This window comes from Thainema salinarum CENA647 (assembly GCF_057732415.1).
Genome location: NZ_JBYJZJ010000022.1, coordinates 6,304,933 through 6,325,152, shown reverse-complemented (window position 1 = coordinate 6,325,152; position 20,220 = coordinate 6,304,933). Strand labels below are relative to the sequence as shown.

At 52.9% G+C, this 20,220-nt stretch carries 15 protein-coding genes and 1 tRNA gene; 9 read left to right on the top strand and 7 right to left on the bottom strand.

Annotated elements, in window-relative coordinates; all coding sequences use genetic code 11:
- Nucleotides 1–33 precede the first annotated feature (33 nt).
- The 3 genes from AC286M_RS34570 to AC286M_RS34560 all read left to right on the top strand — a co-directional run bounded on the left by AC286M_RS34570 (nt 34) and on the right by AC286M_RS34560 (nt 3,188).
- The gene (locus AC286M_RS34570; protein WP_488208714.1) at nt 34–1,221 is read left to right on the top strand and encodes an aromatic ring-hydroxylating dioxygenase subunit alpha; all 1,188 of its coding nucleotides are present in this window, start codon (nt 34–36) and stop codon (nt 1,219–1,221) included.
- Nucleotides 1,218–2,057 (top strand): SDR family oxidoreductase, encoded by an 840-nt coding sequence (locus AC286M_RS34565; protein ID WP_488208713.1) that lies wholly within the window; start codon nt 1,218–1,220, stop codon nt 2,055–2,057. The genes AC286M_RS34570 and AC286M_RS34565 overlap by 4 nt, the downstream gene beginning before the upstream one ends.
- Nucleotides 2,058–2,138: 81 nt before the next feature.
- Nucleotides 2,139–3,188 carry an SDR family NAD(P)-dependent oxidoreductase gene (locus AC286M_RS34560; RefSeq protein ID WP_488208712.1) on the top strand — a complete coding sequence of 350 codons (1,050 nt, stop codon included), beginning with the start codon at nt 2,139–2,141 and terminating at the stop codon, nt 3,186–3,188.
- A gap of 137 nt (nt 3,189–3,325) precedes the next feature.
- On the opposite strand, the gene AC286M_RS34555 is transcribed toward AC286M_RS34560, so the two are convergent.
- From AC286M_RS34555 to AC286M_RS34545, 3 genes are all read right to left on the bottom strand, one after another.
- Nucleotides 3,326–4,321 carry a pentapeptide repeat-containing protein gene (locus tag AC286M_RS34555; RefSeq protein WP_488208711.1) on the bottom strand — a complete coding sequence of 332 codons (996 nt, stop codon included), beginning with the start codon at nt 4,319–4,321 and terminating at the stop codon, nt 3,326–3,328.
- 57 nt (nt 4,322–4,378) lie between these two features.
- On the bottom strand, nt 4,379–5,941 hold the full coding sequence (locus tag AC286M_RS34550; protein WP_488208710.1) for a hypothetical protein: 1,563 nt from the start codon (nt 5,939–5,941) through the stop codon (nt 4,379–4,381).
- A 401-nt stretch (nt 5,942–6,342) separates the two neighbouring features.
- On the bottom strand, nt 6,343–6,636 hold the full coding sequence (locus AC286M_RS34545) for a DUF3493 domain-containing protein (RefSeq protein ID WP_488208709.1): 294 nt from the start codon (nt 6,634–6,636) through the stop codon (nt 6,343–6,345).
- A 317-nt stretch (nt 6,637–6,953) separates the two neighbouring features.
- On the opposite strand from AC286M_RS34545, the gene AC286M_RS34540 reads away from it, so the two are divergent.
- From AC286M_RS34540 to AC286M_RS34530, 3 genes are all read left to right on the top strand, one after another.
- A tRNA-Thr gene (locus tag AC286M_RS34540) sits at nt 6,954–7,025 on the top strand.
- Between the two features lie 433 nt (nt 7,026–7,458).
- Nucleotides 7,459–8,055, top strand: a complete 597-nt coding sequence (locus tag AC286M_RS34535; protein WP_488208708.1) for a phosphate-starvation-inducible PsiE family protein — start codon at nt 7,459–7,461, stop codon at nt 8,053–8,055.
- A 79-nt stretch (nt 8,056–8,134) separates the two neighbouring features.
- Entirely contained in the window at nt 8,135–9,247 is a 1,113-nt protein-coding gene (locus tag AC286M_RS34530) for a precorrin-8X methylmutase (RefSeq protein WP_488208707.1), read from the top strand.
- A 178-nt stretch (nt 9,248–9,425) separates the two neighbouring features.
- Here AC286M_RS34530 and AC286M_RS34525 read toward each other — a convergent pair whose 3' ends face one another.
- Nucleotides 9,426–11,687, bottom strand: a complete 2,262-nt coding sequence (locus AC286M_RS34525; protein ID WP_488208706.1) for a pentapeptide repeat-containing protein — start codon at nt 11,685–11,687, stop codon at nt 9,426–9,428.
- Between the two features lie 321 nt (nt 11,688–12,008).
- Between AC286M_RS34525 and AC286M_RS34520 the strand changes: the two genes are divergently transcribed.
- On the top strand, nt 12,009–13,730 hold the full coding sequence (locus AC286M_RS34520; RefSeq protein ID WP_488208705.1) for a cation:proton antiporter: 1,722 nt from the start codon (nt 12,009–12,011) through the stop codon (nt 13,728–13,730).
- Nucleotides 13,731–13,839: 109 nt separating this feature from the next.
- On the opposite strand, the gene AC286M_RS34515 is transcribed toward AC286M_RS34520, so the two are convergent.
- The 3 genes from AC286M_RS34515 to AC286M_RS34505 all read right to left on the bottom strand — a co-directional run bounded on the left by AC286M_RS34515 (nt 13,840) and on the right by AC286M_RS34505 (nt 18,101).
- The gene (locus AC286M_RS34515) at nt 13,840–14,886 is read right to left on the bottom strand and encodes an agmatinase family protein (protein WP_488208704.1); all 1,047 of its coding nucleotides are present in this window, start codon (nt 14,884–14,886) and stop codon (nt 13,840–13,842) included.
- A 64-nt stretch (nt 14,887–14,950) separates the two neighbouring features.
- Nucleotides 14,951–16,585, bottom strand: coding sequence for a mucoidy inhibitor MuiA family protein (locus tag AC286M_RS34510; RefSeq protein ID WP_488208703.1), 1,635 nt, complete (start codon nt 16,583–16,585; stop codon nt 14,951–14,953).
- A gap of 292 nt (nt 16,586–16,877) precedes the next feature.
- Nucleotides 16,878–18,101: a glycosyltransferase family 4 protein gene (locus AC286M_RS34505; RefSeq protein WP_488208702.1), complete on the bottom strand. Its 1,224-nt coding sequence runs from the start codon at nt 18,099–18,101 to the stop codon at nt 16,878–16,880.
- A 388-nt stretch (nt 18,102–18,489) separates the two neighbouring features.
- Between AC286M_RS34505 and AC286M_RS34500 the strand changes: the two genes are divergently transcribed.
- Together AC286M_RS34500 and trpD are read left to right on the top strand one after the other, a co-directional pair.
- Nucleotides 18,490–18,708, top strand: coding sequence for a hypothetical protein (locus AC286M_RS34500; RefSeq protein ID WP_488208701.1), 219 nt, complete (start codon nt 18,490–18,492; stop codon nt 18,706–18,708).
- A gap of 414 nt (nt 18,709–19,122) precedes the next feature.
- Nucleotides 19,123–20,214 carry an anthranilate phosphoribosyltransferase gene (gene trpD / locus AC286M_RS34495; RefSeq protein ID WP_488208700.1) on the top strand — a complete coding sequence of 364 codons (1,092 nt, stop codon included), beginning with the start codon at nt 19,123–19,125 and terminating at the stop codon, nt 20,212–20,214.
- Nucleotides 20,215–20,220: the final 6 nt, after the last annotated feature.

Genomic DNA, 20,220 nt, shown 5'->3' with positions numbered 1-20,220 from the left:
CACGACTAAAAACTTTTCTGATATTAAGCTCCTATGTCCCTCCTCCATCCCCACATCTTTAACCACCCCGACCGCTTTATTGAAGGCTGGTATTGGGCGCTGCGATCGCATCGACTCAAAGCCAACCAAGTGAAAGCGGTGACGGTGCAGGGTCGCGATTTGGCGATTTATCGCGATCGCAACGGACACGTCACTGCCCTAGATGCCTACTGTCCTCATATGGGGGCGCATCTGGCGGAGGGGAAAGTGGATGGGGAAGGCTTGCGCTGCTTTTTTCATAACTGGAAATTTGACGCGACGGGGCAGTGTGTTGACAGTCCAGCATTGCGGAAACCCGCTGCGGCCTGTGTCCGCTCCTTCCCGACAGCGGAGCAGTATGGCCTGATCTGGGTATGGACGGGGGATGAGGCGAAGGCACCTGTGCCCTTTCCGCCGGAACTAGAAAGGGTTGAGTGCGACGCGGCGTTTGGGCGACGATTTGAGAAAAACTGCCATCCCAACGTGGTGATGATCAACGCCATTGATGCCCATCACTTCAACACGGTGCATAATCTGCCGCTAGATGTGGTGTTTGCCAAAGAGGTAAAAAGTGAAAATGCGATCGCATTTCACAATACGACGCGCGGCGGTGAGGACTCCTGGTTTGTGAAGCTGATTCGCCCGTTTTACAAGAATGCAGTGACCTACAGCATGTGCTACTGGTTTGGCAGCACGGGCACGGTGACGGTCGGCCCAGATTTTCTGCATTTCTACATTATGTTTACGCTGCGGATGCTGGCCGATGGCCGTACCGAGGGGCAGACGGTACTGCTGACGAAGAAGCGACGGGGTCTGAGCGGCTGGCTGTTTAACCGACTCCTTCTCTGGCTAACGGTGCAGGTGGGCAACTATTTTGCCAAGGGCGACACCCAGATTTTTCAGACGATTAAATTCAACTTCCAGACACCCACTGAGGCAGACAGGTCAATTATTCAGTTCGCTCAGCACGTGGAGGAGCAGACAGCGCTGACGTGGGGTGATTGGCGAGCGGTTAATGTGGGAGCAGCAGGAGCGAAGGAGGCGGGGGAGAGAAAGGGAGCAGGGGAGCTAGGGTGTAATCATCTACCCGTCCACCCATCTACCATCAATCCATCGCCGGTTTTAAACTCGACTCATAATCTACGGCCCCATGAACCTCATCTCACACCCAGCCACCTAAATGCAACGGAACCGAAGCCATGAAAACAGTGCTGATCACGGGTTGCTCATCCGGTTTTGGGCGCGGCATGGTGGACGAGTTTCTGCGGCGCGGCTGGTCTGTAATTGCCACCATGCGAGAGGCAGAAGCGCGATCGCATATTTTTGCCGATCTGCTCAATCAGTACGACCAGCAGCTTGTGGTGCTGAGCTTGGATGTCACCGATGCTGCCGAATGTCAGGCAGTTGGGGAGTTTGTGCGAACTCACGGTCGCCTAGATTGCCTGGTCAACAACGCTGGAAATTGCTACCTGGGCGCATTTGAAGATCTGAGTGAAGACCAACTGCGCCAACAGTTTGAAACCAATTTCTTTGGCACAGCGACTCTAACGCGATCGCTATTGCCCTATCTGCGAGACAGCCGAGGCTCTGTCATCTTTCTCTCATCTACATTTGGCGTTCTAGGCTTTCCCCTCACCTCAGCCTACTGCGCCAGCAAATTTGCCATTGAAGGCTTAGCCGAAAGCCTCTATTACGAACTGCAACCCCATAGCGTCCGCGTCGCTATCCTGGAGCCCGGTGCTAGTCGCACCAACTTTGGCAAAAATGCAGTTTGGGCTGAATCCGCCGTAGATGCCTACAGCCGCCAAACCCAGAATTTTCATCGCTTCAAAGAAAAGCTCAGCGCTACGGCCACCGACAATACCGCTCGCGTTGCGGCTGTAACCGCTGACCTGGCCGAGGGACAACGTTCCGGCCTACGGATCAGGATTGGGCAGGATGCGATCGCAACCCATTGGCTGCAAAGCCTTCTTCCTGCTACAATCCGCCACCGCCTTCTCAACCGCTTCTTCCACCGTACGTTTTGGCAGACTCGCTAAAGATGACATCAAAGAAAGGCAATCTTCTTAACGCTATACCGCAACATAGCCCACAATAAAGAAGTTGAATACGGGATCGAAATGGGTTCAAAGCCACTCATCAATAAAGTGGCCCTGGTGACGGGGGCCACGCGAGGACTGGGCAAAGGGATTGCCGTCGGTTTAGCTGAAGCAGGCGCAGCAGTTTATATTACCGGACGCAGTCTACAGCCAGACGATAGTGATGAAGGCGTTTCCGGCAGTTTGCTGGAAACGCAGGCCGCAATTGAAAAGGTCGGCGGCGTTTGCATTCCCGTGCAGGTCGATCATGCCGATGATGAGCAAGTGCGATCGCTATTTGAGCAGATTGAAACTGAGCAAAACGGCCAGCTCGATATCCTGGTCAACAACGTCTACGCCGGAGTTCGTGCCCTGCGCAATGCCAACGGTCAACCCTTCTGGAAGAGTGAGCCGAGTCTCTGGGATGCTTGCAACAACGTGGGTTTACGCAGTCACTACATCGCTAGCGTGTACGCGGCGCGGTTGATGACGGCTCGCAAACAAGGCTTGATCTGTACGCTGTCCTCCTGGGGCGGCCTGTCTTACATCTTTGGCGTCGCCTACGGTGCCGGAAAGTCAGCCTGCGATCGCATGGCGGCAGACATGGCACTTGAACTCAAATCCTACAATGTCACGTCGCTGTCCCTGTGGCCCGGCATCGTCGGTACAGAGCATATCTCGCAATTTGTAGACGAACTCAATGCAGCGACTGAGCCGTCTGAGCCGTCTGAGCAAACGAGTGAAACAACCGATGAAGCAGTTCTAAATCCAGCCCTCAACACCCGCAGCGCCTTGCTCAAAGACCGCTTCAACTGGGAAACTCCGCTACTGGCTGGACGTGCGATCGCAGCTCTCGCCGCTGATCCTGATCGAATGCGCTACACCGGACATCTACAAATTGTGGCGGAAGTAGCGCGGCGCTACGGTCTAGTCGATCAGGACGGCAAGCGACCCGTCTCGTTGCGATCGCTGCGGTTCATTCTGCCATTTGCCCTGCCCGCTTTACGCAAAAACGCAGGCTGGATTCCCGATTTCCAGATTCCCTGGTGGTTGCTGATGTTAGTCGCGCTCAGTTCACCCAAAATCCGTTAGATCTAATAAATTCGACAGTTGATTTCAACAGCTATAGCGGTTCTAGGTAAGAACGAGAGAGAGTGCCTCAGGATGAGGCACTCTCTCTCGTTTTCTCACTCTTAACTGGAATCACTATAATTTCGACCGTCCCGAAATTAATGATCAAAAATCTGACCATCTGGCATGGTGGTATTGCGGAACGTCACGCCGCTTAAATTGGCGCTACTGGCCTCGGCTCGCAGCATTGTGGCATCCGTTAAATTGGCTTCGGTCAAATTGGCTTTGGCTAGATAGGCTTCCACCAAAGCAGCTCCCGTGAGATTGGCTCGCACCAGCACTGCCCGGCTTAAATCAGCATTGCTGAGCCGCACCGACGTCAGCACTGCCTCCTCTAGATTGGCCTCATGCAGACATGTACCTGGCATGATGGCGAGGGTCAAATTGGCCTGCCGCAAATCTGCCGTGGCTAAGTTCGCTCGCTCCAGCTTGACATTGTATAGATTTGCGCCCCTTAAATTGGCTCCTTCAAGATTGGCCTCCGTCAGAAAGGCTCCTTTCAACGTTGCGCCCTGCAAATTAGCACCCCGTAAATCAACGCCTCGGAGGGTGGCTTCACCCAAGTTCGCTTCACTCAGATCAACTCGGGCCAGATCGGCTCCGGTGAGGTTAGCTCCTCGTAAATCAGACTGATGCAGCCGCGCCCCTCGCAGTTGAGCAGAATACTTGCGGTTTTCCTGCCGCAAATTGGCTCCTCGCAGGCAGGCTCCAGTGAGATTGGCCCCATTCAAATCGGCATTGCGCAAATCGGCGTTAACCAGATTGGCATCGAGTAAATCAGCCAGGGTTAAGTCAGCACTGCGGAGATCTGCCCCTTCCAAGGTAGCCCCATGTAGATCTGCATCACTCAGGTTGGCCTGAATAAAATTGGCCTGACTCAAGTTAGCTCCACTCAGGCAGGCATGACTGAGATTAGCTTGAGAAAAGTTGACTCGATTGAGAAACGCCAGCAAAAAGTTAGCATAGCCCAGGTCGGCTTTAGAAAAATCAGCCCCGATCAAATCGGCATGGGCCAAATCGATTTTGGCCAAACTCCACTGTTGGTAATTGGTGTAGCCACCAGCATAGTGAGCGAGCAGTTCATCAGCGTTCATGCGGGTGCAGCCGTCCTACGTAAATCGAAATCGAGAGCCAGTGTTCTGTGAAAGGGACTATGCAACATTCACCGATGAGTCAGCGGGATAATAGGGCGCGATCGCACGCATCAAACTGGTAACGGTTGCATCTTGCTGATAGATATTTGGCAAGGCATAGGCCGCCCGCGTCAGATTGACATCCACTTCGTCCATGCTGTGATACGTCCTAAACAGTTGCCGCAGCAAATCTTCTAGCGTGACATCCTTCAGCAGCAACCAATCTTGGCTACTAAAATCGAACGTATGCTGCAGGCTCGAAAACAAAATCAGCTTGGCTCGTAAAGGATTGGCATAGCGAATGATTTGCAGCCGTAGCTCAAATAAGTCTGACCGATCTCTGAAGGGCTGCGTCTGTTCGTCATCAACACCCGTGGCATAGCCCAATAGAGGCTGCTCCTGCAATCCCTCAGCCAATAGCTCGCTGTGAATTTCGGGTATTGTCATCTCAGGATGCTGATTGAGAGAATTCATGGCGGGTTCCCATTCAGCCTGGGTAACGCCTTCAACGATGGCATCCCAGCCGTTATCAGCCGGACTGATAGAATCCGTGATCGGCGATATCGGAGCAGTCATATCAGAGGTCATATCAGCTGCGATCGCAGCGGTAGCCGAAGAGGAATCAGGAGACGGTGGCGTTGCGATCGCAGCCTGTCCAGGTGACACCGCTGCAGCAGATGGTTGGCCATTGTAAACGGGGCGCATGAGTTCGCAAATCACATGAGCAATTTGCATGTAGACCAGTTTGCGATTCAGAGTTGCGGCTTTTTGGTTCAGCATCACGGCAAGGTGAGCCAGGGAAGGAGCCTTATGGTGCAGAAGCTCCAGCAGATCGAGGAGCGGATGGGACTGGAGCCTCAGCATGTCGTTTTCCCAAGTTTGGTGACATACCCCGTAGATCAGCTTGTGAATGCGATGGGCTTCGGCATGGCGTTCAAGATTGCGAGCAATAGCCGCATAGGGAGAAAGGCTGGCTTCCGTCATGCCATTGAAAGCAGCCTGCCTCGGAGCTGATGCAGTGGCTGGACTCGGCTGCACATTTACAGTGAGTTCCGCTGGGGACGCAGGATGAGTTGCGATCGCGGCCCCCCCCCAACCTACCGTTTGCTCAGAAGACCCCGATCCAGCAGGAGCTGACGACGCAAAAGCCGTTTCCTCATTATCCACGCCCATACGGCCTGCTGCAGGCGCTCCCGCTGGCACTGGAGCCGCATCTAAATGCGTCGGTTCTTCTGCTGAAAATTCACCAAACTGAGTAATTCCCGCTTCATCATCTGCAGTTGCGGCACGAACATATAGCGGCTCAACCTGATCCAACAAAAAATAAGCCAAGGGTAAGTAGCGGGTCTGGCGATTCAACCGGGCTACTACTTTGAGGACAGCTTGGCGCAGATCATCAATACAGCGATAGGCTGCTAACAAACGGTTAATCAGGCTAATAAAATCTCGCCGATTCAGCACGACCGGATCGTTTTCCCAGCGTTTTTCACAAACGCCAAATGCCAGCTTCTTAATCCGTAGCTGATCGGGATGTTGTTGCAGGACTTGCGCAACCTGTTCAACTAAACCTGATGTATCCATCTGATATCCCTGATAGAAATTCAGCTATTTGATCGTTAGAGGTGCGGCCTAATCTCGTTTCTTACGTGCCATTGCTCCCACACATCAGCTTTATCACGTTTCAGACATTCTATGAATGACGAAAACGCTGAGCTAATCGTCAGAAATATGTAAAATTTTACGATCGCGGCAGCTGATCGGAGATTTAACTTGTGTTTTGACGGAATGTCAAATCCGCAGCTTGCAACCATCCGCTACTTTTGTAAGTATTCCCAGTCAGTGCAATGCATCAACAGGACTTATACCACAGCATTTGTTCTCTAGACGAATTGCACAAGTCAAAAGTGCCAAATTCGCCCACCGCCTGGTTGAGGCTATGGTTTCGATATCAAGCGTTAGCTGAACTCTAAACGGGCTTAAGGTTATTCTTTATCCTTTTGCCGATCAATGCGGAATAGCCAAACCATCAGAGCAACCACGCCAATCTGGATCATCAAGTTTGGGGCAGCCGAACCGACATCACGTCCAGCCAGAAGCTGGGTGAGAAATACGAAGGCACCAATCGCACCCGATGCTGCGATCGCACTGTAGATAAATTTTCGCAATCCTCGGTAAGGGGCTTGAGCTTCGGCTCGCAGGCGCGCATATTTATCGGGGGGTATATTCCGAGCAGCTTCAGGGCGCTGATGATAGGGTTTGGGAGTTTGCTTGACCATTGATGACCTCTTACTGTTGGTTTTCACCATCATTGTAAGGACTTTCTATTCCGCACCCTTTTTTCTAAAAGCTCAAAGGTAGATTTTGCCGTTGCAATGCGTGGCAAAATCTACCTCCAGATCAGAAACAAGAAATCCCTGCAAAAGGCTTGAGTCAAAGCCCAAATCGCTGCACAGCTTTACCACGTAGCGGTTTGCGCCGTAGGTTCAGGATGAAAGTATCCCCAAATTGCGATCGCGCCCTTGCTTAAACACAGGTTCAGCCTGCTATACTATACTTCCGGTATTGCATTAAACTGCTATATCGTTGTCATCTTGCCGATGTGGCTCAGTGGTAGAGCACTCGATTCGTAATCGAGCGGTCGCGGGTTCAAATCCCGCCATCGGCTTTTGTACTGTACGTTCGCACATTAAATGTCGCTGTTCGCACATTAATGTGCGAACGTGCAGGTAACTATCTATCCCTGCGAGGTCGTAGTGAGTGGCAGTACTTTGGCCCACAGCTTCAGCTTGGCTCCGGTACCAACCTATCCTCGAACGAGGGTTAAGCAGGAATTATTGGATATAAACAATATTTATATTGGATGAGTATTTGCATTTGATGTAATTATAGCTAGGCTGTGAATTAACACCCGCACATCGCTCTTCCTAACTAGCTATGCTCAATCCTTCTAGGCTCAGTCATCCTTTTGACAAAGAAACTGTGAGCTTACGGTTTCGGGCTCTCAGTTACCTAGCTATCTAGCTAAAGAGTGTTTTGCCGATATTTGCCGCTATTGCCAAATATTCACTTTCTGTAAACCAAATCGTTCCTCAAATACCATGAATGATCCTTCTCCACTGCCTTGGTATCGCTGGCTCAACAGCCATCGTGTCATTCGATTATTGGAAACTGTTCAAGATCTGATTGTGGTTTGTCTCTGTGTTGGGCTGTTTAGCTTTATGGTGTTGCAGTTGCGAGAAATGGTGCTATCGCTCCTGCCGCCGTTGCAGTTTCAACCTGTAACATCAGACATTTTGTTTTTGCTGATTTTGGTTGAGCTATTTCGCTTGCTGATTATTTATTTACAAGAGCACCGCGTTTCCATCGGCGTAGCGGTTGAGGTTTCAATTGTGTCTGTGCTGAGGGAAATTATTGTGCGCGGAGTTTTAGAAACTCCTTGGATTCAAGTTTTGGTGGCGTGCGTTTTCCTACTCGTATTGGGGGCCTTACTGATCGTTAGAGTATGGTTACCTCCTACGTTTGATGGGATTGATCCAGAACAATTCATCTCAGATCGACACCGCTCACGCGCCAGTCAGCCAAGTCAATCTGCCCAATCTTCAAATCCAGAAGACCTGCGCGAGTTGCCAGCCTTTAACAAAACTAAAACTACGAAGGAGTATTTATCAGATCAGGTGATGAATTCGAGTAGCTGAACAAGGATCCCATGAATCTTTTCCATCAGCCTCAACCCTGACATTAGTGTCAATGACAAGGTGTCAGTAAACTGAGGAAATGAAGACTGAATATCTGACGATTAAAGAACTGACAGACGCTGTGGGAGGTGGCGTGACGCCTCGCATGGTTCGGCACTACCATATGCTGGGTCTACTGCCTCAGCCCCAGCGGTCTGAAGGGAACTATCGCCTATATACCCCAGAGGATGTGCAGCGGCTGCAGCGGGTGATGGCTCTGAAGCAGCAGGGATTTCAGCTATCCCACATTCGCCAGCTTTTAGACAACCAGGCGGAGGCTACCCTTGATTCATCTCTGATGACCCAGTTGCAGCAGCAGTACCATACGGTGATTCAGCAGATTACCCGACTGCGCCAAACGGCAGCGGCCCTAGAGGGACTGTTGGGGCGCGATCGCAACTGTCAGATTACTCAGGCCGAAGCGCTAGCGCAACTAAAACAGCTGGACGTGGATGCCCAGGCCGGACTGGGGCAACTAGATCAACTCTGGAGCCATCTGGATGCCGAGGTAGCGACTCACCCTGAACAGTTTCAAGAGTCGCTGCAGCGCTTGCTGCCTGACCTGTCTCACTATTCTGAAATCACGGTTCACCTGCTGCATCAACTGGTGCTGGCCTGTGGTGATGTGAGCCTAGCTAACTTTGTTCGGATCAGTCAGGGTGCCGTCGCCGCTGCTCGAACGGCACTCAAGGCAGGTTGCTTGGTCGTTACTGATGTACCTGCCGTTGCCGCCACGCTAGATCACACGCGGCTGGCTCATCTGGGGTGTTCTGTCAAAACGCTGATTAATGATCCCCATATCGCCGGAGCCCATGATGCCGAGCAGGCATTTTGGGATGATGACCTCTGGCAGCAGCAGTTGCAGGAGACCCCAGCAGGCTGTGTATTGGTGATTGGCTATGCTCCTTCGGTCTTACTCACCGTCTGTCAGCGGATTGACCAGGGGAAACTTCAACCCGCTCTCGTGATCGGCATGCCGATTGGCTTTAGCCATGCCCCTGCTGCCAAGCGCCAGTTGATGGTTCGGCCAGTTCCCTACATCACCATTCAAGGCAGCCTGGGGGGAGGGCTTTTAGCAGCAGTCACGTTCAATGCGCTGGTGGACACTCTCATTGAAAAACCGGACTGTCATTGCTATCTCACCCGACCTTAAAGCCGTTATAGCGCTATGCGCTCAGAACCAGACAGATGTAGCTGTAGCCATTAGACTTTATCGGAAATTGTTTTGTAGCGCAGCGGAGCCGCGCTACAAAACAATTTCCAACTCCAAAAACTTTATTGGCAATAAAGTTTATTGGTTAAGACGTTGGGAAACTCTAAAACCGATGGGTTTAATTCGCTGTGGGATCCGCTGGAACAGCGTCTGCTTCTGCGGAGGGTGGATTTTCGGGCTCAGCCGGACGGCTCGCACAGGCTTGGTGAATGCCACCTTGGGCGCAGATATACTCGATTTGCTGCGGATCTAGATTACGCACCGTCCTAAAATCAACGCCTCGGATATGATCTGCCGGTTCAAATTCAACAGGAGTCGCAACAAATCCATTGATATCTTCCGTTGTGGGAGCCGCCAAAATTGCTCCAGCAAAATCGGCGTTATCCAAGTTGGCTCCAACCAAAATCGTTGCCGTTAAATCAGCGTCCTTGAAGCTGGCATTTTGCAGCTTAGCATGACTGAGATTGGTGTCAATCAAGCGAGTCTGATTAAAGTTAGCATCGCGCAGATTCGCCCGCTGCAGATCGGCGTTCGATAAATCGGCCTCTTGCCAATCGGACTGAGCCAAGTTGGCATTGCTGAAATCGGCCCCAATAGCATTGGCTTTCCCCATTCGGGCTAGTCTGAGTTCAGAGTTGGACAAGTTGGCCTCGGCTAAATCGGCTCCCGTAAAGATGGCTTCATTCAGCATCGACTGCTGAAGATTGGCTTGAATCAAGCGGGCGCTGCTGAAGTTGGTGCCGGACATTTGGGCTGTTGCTAAGTTTGCTCGATCTAGAATGGCCTGAATGAAACTGGTGCGGCTCAAGCTGGTTTTCTGCAAGAGGGCATCGGTCAAGTCCGCCTCTTTGAGGTCGGCACCACTCAAATCAGCGATCTGATCGTCGTAGGTGCCAAATCGACCATCTGTACCGGGATTGTAAAAGCGGGCTCCGCGCAGGCTAGCTCCGGCTAACTGCGCCCCACGAAAGCTCACCGCGCCCAGATCGGCCTGATCTAACACCAGCGTGAATGGAGCCGCCGGATCGGTGGATTGGCCAAGGTTGACGCGCCGCATATTGGTGGCCGTTAGGTCAGCGCCGTAGAGGCTGAGAATTTTTGCGATCGCTTGTTGTGTTGCCCGCTGTCGTCGCAAGACAACGATAGCCGCATCGGGCTGCTGGCTGCGATTGAGAGATTTCAGATCATTTTGCAGCGATTGATTCAGTCGATGGAGTGGTTCAAGGGCAGGTACGCCCGTGGTGACTAGCGCTTGCTGAATCGCTTCAACCAGCGTTGGATTATTCTCTTGCGCCAACAAATCGACCAGTAAGGGGACGGCCCGCTGATCTTGAATCGTTCCCAGCGTCAAGATCGCGGCCTGCCGTTCTTCCACAGATTGCACAGCATCTTGTCCCGGTTCTGCCAGCTTATCCACCAAAGTGATAAACAGATGATCGTCCTGGGCGCGGGCTTCTCGCCAGTTGGCTTGGCTCTGAACGTAAACCTGCGTGCCTACCAGCGTGATTAAAATCAACCCGACCAAACTGGAGGTGCTAATCACTAAAGCGGCTCCCGGATGTCGCCGGATCCAGCCTGCGATGCCTTGGTTAAACGGTTGATTGTGTGGCGTCAGCACGATAGAGGTAATTGCGCCGTCATCGTCTGGCCAATCCTGCGACCGTTCCCCCGTAGGATGGTAAACCGAGGTGGGGTAAATCGCTGGGGCAGAACGCTGCCCCCGACTGGCTTCAATGACATAAGTCCCAGCAATGCGGTCGTGAAAGGCGCGTTTGCGGGGATTAAAGTGGGCGCTCAGTTCTTCGCCAATCAGGAAAATGGCCGATAAGCCGCTCAGAATGCTTAAACCGGGAAATGCTCCGCTGTAGCGCCAGATCAGGTAGGCCAAGCCGACGGGCAAGCCCCAGCGACCGACACATTCCCGCATAATGGTACCGGAAATGCCGGGAGGATCACCCGTTGCAGTGACAACGCGCAAGCCTAGCCAGCGTTTGGGCGTGGTGCGCCCGGTTTTGCCCAGTAAATAAAGCTGCGATCCGGCTACGACGACTGGCGCAATGACGGCAATTGACCAGAATAAATTGCTCAACGGTGCGACGGTCGGCTGGCGATCGGCAACTGGAATAGCCAGGGTTTGAGCAACGGTCTCTCGGGTGGATGACAGCAGTGGATTGAGGGGGGCACGGTTGGCCGTTAGATGCTGATTTGCGATCGCACCAATTTGGTAAGGGACGGCGGCGCTCACCACCACAAAAGAGACCTCCAGCGTCCATGCTGCCAAGCGACGGAGCGACAGGGGCAACCGCTGAATGCGAGGACGACGCTTCTGCTGAGAGGGGGGAGGAGAGGACTGCTGCCTTCCGAGGGATGGGCTGGCCATAGCTAGGATGTCCTACGTTAACTATGAATCGAAAACTATGAATCGAATATGAATCAAACGGGGTAGGATGCTAAATCCATGCATAAAGACCCATTCTGATACTGAGTGGAAACCTTACTGCATAAGACTTCCGCCAGGATTTTTTTTGGCACTCTATAGCCGGATTTAGGATCAGGGGGCGAAATCATGGAGTTTGCCCACTGTTTTAGCATTCCATCCCGACAAAAACACGCATACTGCACAAAGATCTATTAACTCTGTGACGTCGTTAACGTTAAAGAGGATTTGATGAAAGCAAGCTTTTAGGTACACAACATCGTCATGGCGGCATCAGAGCACCAATTTATCCTTGATCTGACAATCGTGCTAGCAGCATCTGCGATCGGAGGCTACATCTCGAATCGCCTGCGTCAACCAGCTCTACTGGGCTATTTGGCGACAGGGCTGCTGGTGGGGCCGTATGGGTTCAAGCTGCTAAACGATGTTGAGCAAATTCAAGCACTGGCTGAAATCGGCGTGGCCTTTTTGCTGTTTGCGCTTGGCGTTGAGTTTTCGCTGAATGAACTGAAGCGGGTAAAAGACATCGCCATTCAGGGCAGTTTGCTGCAAATTGGCCTGACCACCATCCTGGTGGCGCTGATTGCTGTGCTGATTGGCTGGGCCGAAGACATCACTCAGGGGATCTTTTTGGGCACCGTGCTATCTCTCTCGTCAACCGCAGTGGTGCTAAAAACGCTAACCGAGCGGGGCGAAGTGAATACGCTGCACGGACAAATTATGCTAGCCATCCTGATTGCTCAAGATCTGGCCCTGGGTCTAATGCTGGCTGTTTTACCCGCCTTGACACAGCCGGAACAGATTGGCATGGCGCTGTTGGAGGCGGTGCTGAAGGTGGCAGCTTTTCTGGGAGCTGCGATCGCAATTGGCCGCTGGGCTGTACCGATGTTGATTCGTAAGATTGCCGCGACCGAGAGCAGCGAGCTGTTCTTGCTGACGGTCATCGCTCTATGTTTGGGCGTTGCCATTGTGACGGCTAGTTTGGGGCTATCGATTGAAATGGGTGCCTTTGTCGCCGGATTGATGATTTCAGAAGTGGACTATGCCGATCAGGCACTGGCCAAAGTTCTGCCCCTACGAGATACGTTTGCCTGCCTGTTTTTTGCCTCCATCGGTATGCTGATTGATCCGGTCATTCTCTGGGAAAATTTCGACGTAATCATTGGCCTAGTGGTTATCGTCATGCTGGGCAAGGCCATGATTATCCTGCCGATTATTCTCAAATTTGGCTACTCATTTAAAACAGCGCTGATGAGCAGCGTTGGCATTAATCAGATTGGGGAATTTTCGTTTGTTCTGGCCTTAGTCGGTCGAGATCTGGGCTTAATTACGCAGAACAAGTATTTGCTGCTGCTAGGCACCACGGCCATCACGCTAGTTTTAACGCCCGTATTTGTGAAGTCGTCGGCCCCTGCTGCTGATCAGGTGATGAAAATCCCGGCCCTCGCGCGGTTTTTACGGCAGTTTGAACAGCCCAAAAGTCTCTCCATTCCTGAAACCATTCAAGATCACGTCGTCGTAGCCGGATTTGGTCGCGTCGGCCAGGTAATTGTCCGCATTCTGCTGGCTCAGGGCTATCCCGTACTGGTGATTGAAAATAGCGAAGCCGCTGTACAGCGCTTACGGATGGAGCAAATTCCCTATATTTTTGGTGACGGTGATTCAGAACTAGTGCTGGAAAAAGCCCATCTGGAAAAATCGAAAGCACTTGCGATCGCACTTCCCGATCCGAACAGCACCCGGTTACTGCTGAAGCGGGCTTTAGCAATTAATCCTCATTTAGATATTATTGTGCGATCGCATAATGACCGCGAAATTGACCTACTGAGCCAAATCGGCGCGCGCGAGGTGGTGCAACCGGAGTTTGAGGCTGCCCTAGAGCTGGGTTCGCACCTGCTGTCAACGCTGGGTGAACCCCAACCCCGCATTCACAACATCATCACTACCATTCGCACCGACCGCTACGTCAGTATTCGCTCCAAGTAGCGTTGTGCCAATCAAGTTCTGATGATTGAAGTGCCGCGCTCCGTATGTGATTAGCGTAGACGTAGGATGAGGGCATCCTACGTAGGGCAAGCTAGCCGCAGCTAGCTTGCTACAGTCCCATCAGATTACACAGTTTGTAAACTACGCGCGCGGCCACGTTGCCGTCCCACTCATCGGCTCCCGTTTCACAGACATCAAAGCCAATGATCGTCCTGCCGCTGCGTACCAGCGTGCGCAGGAGGCAAAAGGCTTGCTCTAGCTCTAATCCACCCGGCACGGGCGTTCCGGTATTGGGACAGAGCTTGGGATCGAGGCCATCTACGTCAAAACTGACATAGACCTGATTGGGCAACTGCCCCACAATTTGCTCGCATAGGGCCAGCCAGGTCTGGCCGCTGTAGAGCTTTTCCTGTAAAACGGCATCGTAGTACGTCACCACTCTGCCGCTTGACTGCTGGATGCGCGTCACCTCTTCTTGAGAAATATCGCGTATCCCAACCTGCACCAGCTTGGTGAGCTGAGGAATTTGCAGGGCGTTGTACATAATCGAGGCGTGGGAATATTGAAAGCCTTCGTAGGCTGCACGCAGATCGGCATGGGCATCGAAATGTAAAACACCAAATTCGGCATAGCGGGTTGCGATCGCACGTAAATTTCCCAACGGCACACTGTGATCGCCGCCGATAACGCCGACTCGCTTACCAGTTGCGATCGCGGTTTGGGCTTGGGCCAGCACGGTTTGAGTCATGGCTTCGCAAGCCTGATTAATCCGGTCTAACGTTTCAGCCAGATTGGGTTGCGTGTGAACCTCGCCGCCCTGCTCCAGATGTTCGATAATCCGGTTTGCTTCCTGCCGCAGTCTATCGCTCTCCGCTTGCAGACTGGTGGGACTAGGAGCCATCCAGATGCCTTGCTTCCAGCCGTCGGGATTATCTAAGTCGTACAAATCGAGCTGGCGGGAAGCATCCAAAATCATCTGGGGGCCAGCCGCCGTACCCGGATTGTAGGAAACGGTCACTTCCCAAGGTACGGGCAGCAAAATAAGATCGGCGGTGTCAAACGTGAAGGGGAACCCACCAAAGTTGCCATTATCAAGGCCGATTCCGCTGGGGTCAAACTGACGAATTTGCTCGGCTTTTTGAGTTGCTGGGGTCACAAAGTTAGTCGCGGAGTTAGTCACTGCTATCGCACGGTATCACTAGAGGGGATTACTTTTAATCCTACCCATCTAAACCGGTTAACGACAGACTGGCCGAACACTCGGTGAGGGATAAATTGGTGGGACAATCAACCGTGAACTGGTAAAACAGTTCCTGTGTCGATTCGGCTGCAACGTCAACTGTCCAAGACAGCAGCTTGGCAGCATGCGTCGATGAAGCAGGGTTCACAAGCGGATTAGTGCTAACCAGGTGTACCGCAACCTGATCGTTTTTGCTGACTGGCATCGGTTCTTGAACAGTGACCTGCACAGCCTGGGCATGGTGGTTGGTGAGGCTGATGCGATAGGCCAACGTCAGTCGCTGCCGAGGATCACTATGATGTGGCTCCAGTTCTCGCTGAACTTGCGTTCGCTGGAGCGTGATCCGGTCATCCACGCCAAGGCTGAGATCAACCGCCTGTCCCGGCACCAGGGCTGCGATCGCAGTTGAGCCAACAAATGTATTGCCCCGAAATAGATTTACCTTTCCGGGCAGCAGCGGCAGCCGCTCCAGCGGATTCGTAACCTGAGCATGGGTGTAGGCAAAGCCCACCTGTTTCGGCTGTGCCAGATAGTTGAGCTGACAGGGATACTGATCCTGGAGAATCACCACTTTATGCGAGTTTCCATCGCTCGGCACCGTACAGCGATGAGCAACCGGAAAACAAACCATCCCCTGCCATTCCGTTTTTTGAGCGGCTTGCGCTTGGGCTTGCACCCGCCGCAGGGCACTGGGCAGTTCGCTACCCGCCGCGCCCGCCAGCGACATGTTGTAGGGCAGCGGCAAGCTGGTTTCAACTTCTGCGGCTCTGGCGACGGCGGACGATGGCGCAATATCAATCGACCACGGTGCGATCGCAGGTGGCAAATTACCCTCTTCTGGCTTGGCGGTGGAAAACTGCATCGCCACATTGCTCCAGTCTTCGCCGCTGGTTTGCGTCACCTCGCCAAAGTAGGTGATTTGGATCTGATGATCCGGCGTGAGGCACAGGTCGTAGCACGGTTCCCAACTGGCTTGATTCACCAAGTAGGACAGCTCTAGTTCGCAGGAACCGGACTCGGTGGCAGCGAGATGAACCAGCAGGCGAAACCCTTTGGCGAGCGCTGGCGTGTTGTAATCCTTCAGCTGTTGTTCAAGAACTTGAATGCGATCGCAGAGGGACTGATGGGTTTGCTCTAGTTCAGTGATATTCGCCGTACAGGACTGATGACGTTCAGTCACAAAATCCAGAAACGCCTGAGCTTGCGGCAAATCCGTTTGCTGCCGCGCCAAACTCTGGGCAAACGGCTGAATGGCGCTCTGACCTAGCTCGATCACAAAGTTCTGCTGCAGCTTGAGCGTGCTGAGCTGATCAGCGGTCTGCTGCCGCTGCTGCTGTAGCGCTTGAATGTCCTGTCGGATTTGCTGAAGCTTCGCCGGTTCTGGTTTGGGCGGCTGGGCAGGAGACACTTGCACTTCCCGGATCTGCACCTGATCGCTGATCACGCCGACTCGTATTGAGTCCGACTGAAGCATGGGAGGTAATCCCGCCACTTCAACAATCGTATTGGCATCGTGCCACGTAACCGTTCCCCGTCGCTGAATCAGGGCGCGATCGCGATAAACCGTGACGGCCACAATCTGGGTTGCAATCGGCTGTGCTATCGCCGCTGACATATCCTTGGTTCCTTCTCTCAATATGCAAAATGATGGTTGCTGCCTCATATCTCGCACCTTGCCAACTCGGAACCCAAAAGGGTTACGGTACCACCGTGTTTGGCAGCGCAATAACCGCTTCAGGTTGGGGTGCAAGACGTGAACTTACTTCAAGTTGATGCGCCAAGAACTCAAACCCAGTGTAGTTTCTTCAGTCTGTATCCCGCCGTCTCGACAAAAAACTTTGTTGACTATTCATCTTAAGCTCATCTGAAGCGGCACGGCTTAATCTGGCCGAACGCCTGCTCCAAAATTATTCACCGATGGCCGCGCTAAAACAGGACTGGCTCAGCAAATGTTTAAGGAAGTCCCGTTCGTGAGCCAGAGAATAATGCTGACAAATGTGCGATCGCGCATTGCATCCAATTTGTTCTCGTTCAGCATCGGCCAAAGTCAATACATCCAGCACCGCATCACCCAGCCGATGGAGCTGACTGCGCGGCAGAATAAATCCCTGCTGACCGGATGTCAATACTTCCGGAATTCCGCCTGCATCGCTAGCAATACAGACACAACCGCAAGCCATCGCCTCCAACAGCGCATTGGGCATTCCCTCCCAGAGAGACGGTTGCAGATAAATATCGCAGATCTGTAAATGCTGAGCAACTTGTTCTGGCCCTTCCAGATGATCGGTGACGATAATTCGCCCCGCCGCAGCGGGGTACTGACTGCGAAACGTTTGCAGCAGGGTCTGGCTTTCGGTGCGTAGCCTGCCGATAATCAGCAAGCACGCGGGTCGCACCGTCTGCACCTGTAACAATGCCTGGAGCAAAAACTGCTGGCCTTTTTTCTCCCGCAGTTCGCCGGAAAAGCCTAAGACGCACTCCTGTGGTTCAATGCCCAACTCGGCTTTCAACTCTGCTCTGGACTGCACCGCTTGATCCGAAGTTGGAGCCATCTGAAAGATCTGCGTATCCACGACATTGTGATGCAGTTGTGCCGGACAGCCGCTCAGAATGTCGATTTTACGCACCATATCTTGGCTCACAGCCGTCACAACCGACGCATGGGTCAGTGTCCACTGCAAGCGGGCAAAATCACCGGGAGGAAACATGGCGCGGTCGATGTCGTTGCCACGGGCGCTGACGACGGACGGCAAGCCCCTCAGTTTTCCGTAATATGCGGCCACAAAACCCGCTGGAAACAGATAGTGCCCCCAGATCAGCGTCGGTGGGTCTGGAGCCTCAAATAGGCCGTCTAACACATTCAGCGTTTGCGGCAGCGTCATATCCCAGTGACGATATAGCCCCAGCCGATACACCGTGACCTGTGATGTCTCAAGCACCTCCGGCGGCGCAAGTTCTCCCGGTGATAGGTAGCGGCTCCAGGTCAGAACGGTCACGCGCAGGGACGATGGGCTGGACTGGAGTTGGGAGACTGCCAGTTGAGACAGGGAGGCTGCGATGCGTCCCGCGCTGCGGGCCACTCCCCCAATATCAGGCGGAAATCGTTCAGTCAGCAATAAAAGATGAGCCATTGCCAATCGCTTGTTCCGTAGGACTCGCTAGCGTCAGCGTAGCGCATTGGATATCGAGCGAGACCTCGTACACCACCAATTGGATAACTCACCGATCTGTACATACAGATGTCGGCTTGGTGAGTTCTGTTCAACTTTGGGCAATTTAAATCCAGCAACAAAAATTAGCAGTACCAGTGCCCCAGTTTACGCCTCCTGATAGTGGGCACAAACCGCTGTTAAAGTCAGCATTTCATTAGATAAGAAACGAAACTGCTACGCGTTTCTTATCGATGATTTTGGCATCGCTCACAAATCTGATCAGAAATGGAAGACTTTTTTTCTGAAGCAATTGATACAGGCACAGGGCAAACTATTTTGCAAGATTAGAAAAAACAAAGTTTACATTATGACAAACAGCAGCGCGATGACTCTACTGGCCGGTTTCTTAGGGATACTCGAATTCCTGGAGTTTGTAGTGTCTCCCGTTGGCCTTGTAGCTCTATTTGGCATAGTCTTGTTCTGGACATGCCAATCACTCATGGAATGGAATAGTGCGATCGCAGCTTGCCTATCCGCCACCATGAGTTTGCAGCTCTATCGCAGCCTAGACGATCACCACAGCTAGACTGTCATTCGCCACGTCAATCAGCCACGTCAATTAATAGCCTAATAACAAGCTCAAGAAAAAAGGAGTCTCAAACAAGACTCCTCTAACCATCTGTAGTTGTGCATTGCTTGGAGCTGTTGCGATTCATCAACTCCTGTGTATTGCATTCTATAAAGTTGTGTTGCAAAATGTAAAGCATTCTTTGGGAAGATGTGAGGCGAGAGGAGTGAAGCGTAAGCGTTTTCAAGCGCTTCATCATACCTTCCCACTAACTCCCTTTACAGACCTTTACGGCCTCTAGAGCCTCACACACTAAACTCCTTACGCCTCTCGCCTCACGTCTCTCCCTCCCCTCCCACACACCTATCCATCCGCCCCAGAGTTTGCTATTTTCAGGATTTGATGCGGCTCTCACGTTGGAGGATGGTTCGAGTGGTACAGACGACACAAGCAACGACACAAGACTGGGTAACCTACGACTGGTCAGGACTGCTCCAGCAATTGCTCGATCGCCAATCCTTATTTGAAGCGCAGGCTGAAGACCTGATGCAGGGCTGGCTAACGGAGTCAATTTCGCCCGTTTTGTCCGGTGCGATTTTGGCGGCGCTTCAGGCCAAGGGGGTGTCGGCTGACGAGCTGGCGGGGATGGCGCGGGTGCTCCAGTCCCAGTCTCTCGGTGGCGAAACTGCCGACCCGTCCCTGCCCACGCCGATGATCGACACCTGCGGTACAGGGGGCGATGGGGCGTCTACCTTCAATATTTCGACGGCTGTGGCTTTTGTGGCGGCGGCAGCAGGTGTGGCTGTGGCCAAGCATGGTAACCGCTCGGCTTCGAGTAAAGTTGGCTCGGCAGACGTTTTAGAAGCGCTGGGGGTTAATTTAGCCGCTGATCCCGAAAAGGCTAAAGCTGCCGTCAAGGAAGTGGGCGTGACATTTCTGTTTGCGCGGGGCTGGCATCCGGCGATGAAGTCGGTTGCGCCGATTCGCAGTACGCTGAAGGTGCGTACGGTCTTTAATTTGCTAGGCCCGTTGGTGAATCCGCTGCGACCCACGGGGCAGGTGATTGGGGTTTTCGATCCCAGTGTGATTGAACCGATGGCGTCGGCGCTGGCGCAGTTGGGCATTGAGCGGGCGATTGTGCTGCACGGTCGCGAGAAGCTGGATGAAGCGGGTTTGGCGGACAAGACGGATTTGGCGGTTTCCAGTGCAGGGATGGTGCAAACGGTTGAGTTAGATCCTGCTGCTTTGGGTTTAACGGCTGCTCCTACGTCTGCCCTGCGCGGTGGTGAAGTTGAAGAAAACGTGGCGATTTTGAAAGCGGTGCTGCAAGGTCAAGGTACGACGGCGCAGCAGGATGTGGTGGCGCTGAATGCGGCTTTGGCGCTGGCGGTTGGCGGTGCGATCGCAGGTGATCTCACCTCGGTGGACACCTATGCTCAAGGCATCACCACAGCGCGGGAAATTCTCCAGAGTGGTGCGGCTTGGCAGAAGGTTGAGCAGCTAGTGGCGTTCTTGAAAGATTAGGTTTCA